Source organism: uncultured Eudoraea sp. (genome assembly GCF_947260015.1).
In the GTDB taxonomy this organism is placed as follows: domain Bacteria; phylum Bacteroidota; class Bacteroidia; order Flavobacteriales; family Flavobacteriaceae; genus Eudoraea.
Map to the genome: position 1 here is coordinate 1 of NZ_CAMYOM010000075.1, position 3,510 is coordinate 3,510.

Genomic DNA, 3,510 nt, shown 5'->3' on the forward strand with positions numbered 1-3,510 from the left:
TTTTCAGAGCTTTTTGGTTTACGGTATCCTTTTGCGATTTTTCTGTAAGAGCCAATTTTGCTTCAATTTTCGCGGCCAGAGGTATAATATCTGATATTTCAGGCACTGCAGGAGTATCCTTTTTAACCGGTACTTGTGGACTGGCCGGTTTAGCAGTATCCTGACCATAAACAGCAGGAACAGCCCCCAACAAAAGTCCGCTGAAAAGGAATACAAAAGCGATTTTATATACCCATAAAAATGAGAAGGTAATTTTCATATGCGAGCCTCTAAAATTCATATGACCGTGCTATAAAGTTTAACGAAAATACAATTTATTTAGTTCTTATTTACCATCCTAAAACGTAAAAAATCAATGATAAATGCTGTACGCTATATTACTAAACTGTTACTAAAAACACAGTTAGTTTCAATATTAAGGAGTGGCATAAAGTATAGTAAGTATAAATGATTGTACTCATGCCTAGATAATTAATAATAATTATCTTTAGCCTTAAATGAAGTAGTTAAATTGTGTCAAAAGCCATTAAAGACAATATAATACGTACCAAGTTACATCGGCCTCCTGTATCTGATGATATATTGCTGCGTACCAGCCTTATTGAAGAACTGGAGAAAAATCGCTTTAAACCTCTTACCCTTGTGGTTGCGCCTGCCGGATATGGTAAAAGTTTGATCATCAGCGAATGGATAGAGGACCAAAAACTGGTCAATGCATGGATTTCATTAGACGGGGAGATCAATAATCTGCCTATTTTTCTTGAGTATTTATGTGCGGCATTAATCACTATATTTCCTCCAAAGAAACAAGAATTTTGCTCGATGACAAAGGCTGCGGTATTACCTTCATTAAATATCCTAACCACCACACTGCTTAATGAAATTGACGACTTAGAAAATGAATTTGTACTGGTTCTTGATGACTACCAGTTTGTCAAAGATGATCAGATCCATGAATTTATAAATGCGATTCTGAAATATCCTCCTCAAAATATGCATTTGGTCATTATTTCTCGTCGCGATCCACCTCTTAAACTTAGCACTTTTAGAGCTTATAACAGGATTAGTGAAATTAGGATGAAACAATTGGCATTTTCAAAGAATGATATTCATTTATTGTTCCAGAAATCCTTTGGCCAAGCTCTCTCAGATAAAACAGCAGAATTACTATTCGAACGTACTGAAGGTTGGATTGTTGGGTTACGCCTCGCCATATTATCTGTTAATAATGTAGAGGAAGCAAACAATTTACTAGCCAACTTCCGGGGAGATACTTTTGAAGTTTCTGAGTTTATTCTGGCCGAGATATTAAATAAAGAATCCGAAGAAATTCAGAATTTGCTCATTATCAGCTCCCTGTTTGATAGGTTTTGCGCAGAGCTTTTGGATGAAGTGTTACCAGACTTATTAAACAATGACCATGCCATAAAGAATGGCCAAGAATTTATAGACAGGCTTTTAAAAACTAACTTATTTGTTATACCACTGGATGCGGAGCACAAGTGGTTTCGTTACCATCATTTTTTTCAGGAGTTGTTGCAAGGAGAGTTTAAAAAAAGGAAATGTATAAATAATATTGACAGGTTTCATATCCTGGTCTGCCAATGGTTTGAAAAGAACCTATTTATTTTGGAAGCAGTGAAATATGCTGCTACTATAAAGGATTATGAACTTGCTGCCGATATCCTGGAACGACAAAAGAACTATTTATACAATCTGGACGATTGGCAAAGCCTGGAAAGTTTATTAGCCTGCATTCCGCCAGAAATTGTTGAACAACGATTACCATTGATTTTAACCAAGATTATGATAATCAGTGGCAGATTTGATTTAGAGGGAATGAAATCATATTTGGATAAATGTGAGACATTGCTTGGAGATCCTCCAAGAGAGGATGAACACTATGGCGAATGGTGCTACCATAAAGGGTTTATGACTTCCTATATTCAGGAAGACCAAACAGAAGTAATAAAATATTATACTAAAGCAATTGAATTTTTGCCCAGGGAACCAATGGGTATGATTAGGGCTGAGGCTGAATTGCAGATTGAAGTGTCAAGGCATATGACAGGGCAGGGAACAAAAGCCCTGAGCAATATAAATAACCGGCTCTCACAATATTACCCGAAACAAGGCATTTTATGGGAAAGGCTTATGTTTGGATTGAGTTTAATTCATTTACTGGACGGAAGACTTTCCTATGCCTACAGGGAAGCCCTTGTACTTAATGAATACACAAAGAAAAATGACCTCTTATATGTCGAAACCTGGAGCTCTTCAATTTTGGGGGTTGTTGCCTTGCATAAATTAGAATTGAATAAATCAGAAGAGTTTTTTAAACGGGTAGTTAAACTTCAATATTTAGCATTTGACAGGGTGGCTGCGGATTGTATAGCCGGACTTGCCATTACCTACCATTTTCAACGTGAATTTGAGAAATCACTGGAGACCTTAAAAATTTTGTTCGACTATGCCAGCAGGACTAATAATCCGGAACATTTACATTTGCTAAATGCATTTGAGGCCCGCTTAAATTTGTTATCCGGAAAAAATTCGGAGGCCTTAAATTGGTTGAGGACATTTGAAATGCCGGTACAAATCTCAAGCATGATTTATTTCTTTACCAATCCGGTAGTTACGGCATGCAGGGTAAGTTTAGCGCTCGGGAGCAAAGACGAAATAAAAAAGACGGTCGAGCAACTCGAAGAATTGCATACAGGCACAAAAAAATTGAATTATAAGTGCCAGTCTATAGATATTAGAATATTGCTGGCTCTTGGTTATGAAAAATCAGGGAGGAAAGAAAAAGCCCTGGCTACCCTAAGAAAAGTCATTAAAACTACCGCCCTAAATGACTGGATAAGACCATATGTTGAAGCCGGTCCAATTATTATCTCCTTACTTTCTGAGTTACAACTAATAGAACCTTTGGCAGATGAATTAAACCATGTCCAGGCCATTAAAAAAGCGTACTTAGCGATTAATGAAGAGGTAGAACCAGATGGCATTGTTTTGGAAACTAACGCAGGTAAAAAGGAAGGAGACCTGCCTTTAGCTTCAAATCCTGTTTCTCATCGGGAGCATGAAATTATTAAATTGGTCTCAAAGGGATTTAGAAACAAAGAAATTGCTGCCGATCTGTATATTTCAGAGAATACAGTAAAGAAACACCTCTATAATATTTATCAGAAATTTGAAATCAATAACAGAACTTCCCTGGTTGATATATTCAAAAAACTGGAAATTAGTAAAGAATCTTAAATTCTCCTTTTTTTCTTAGTAAGGCCCCCATAATTAAGGAATATTACACTTTTTTAAAACTAAAGTAGTATTGACTTTACTACCCTTTTAGAGTTATTTTTACTTACAAAATTGACAACTATGCCTTTATGTGACTTTCGCTTCAAGCAAACCTTGGCTTTTGTAGTAAATTATACCGGACTACCGGCACGTTCGTTCTATGTTCTGATAATTACTTTAATTTCTTTTAATCCAGCCGTTGAGGCTCAA

2 protein-coding genes are annotated in these 3,510 nt (G+C 36.3%); one reads left to right on the top strand and one right to left on the bottom strand.

Going from position 1 to position 3,510, the window contains the following annotated elements; translation table 11 throughout:
* Positions 1-259 (bottom strand): hypothetical protein (locus Q0X66_RS15585; protein ID WP_297707997.1); only part of this gene is annotated, 259 nt, incomplete at its 3' end.
* Between the two features lie 254 nt (positions 260-513).
* Between Q0X66_RS15585 and Q0X66_RS15590 the strand changes: the two genes are divergently transcribed.
* Complete coding sequence (locus tag Q0X66_RS15590; protein ID WP_297707999.1) at positions 514-3,261, top strand: LuxR C-terminal-related transcriptional regulator; 2,748 nt, start codon at positions 514-516, stop codon at positions 3,259-3,261.
* Positions 3,262-3,510: the final 249 nt, after the last annotated feature.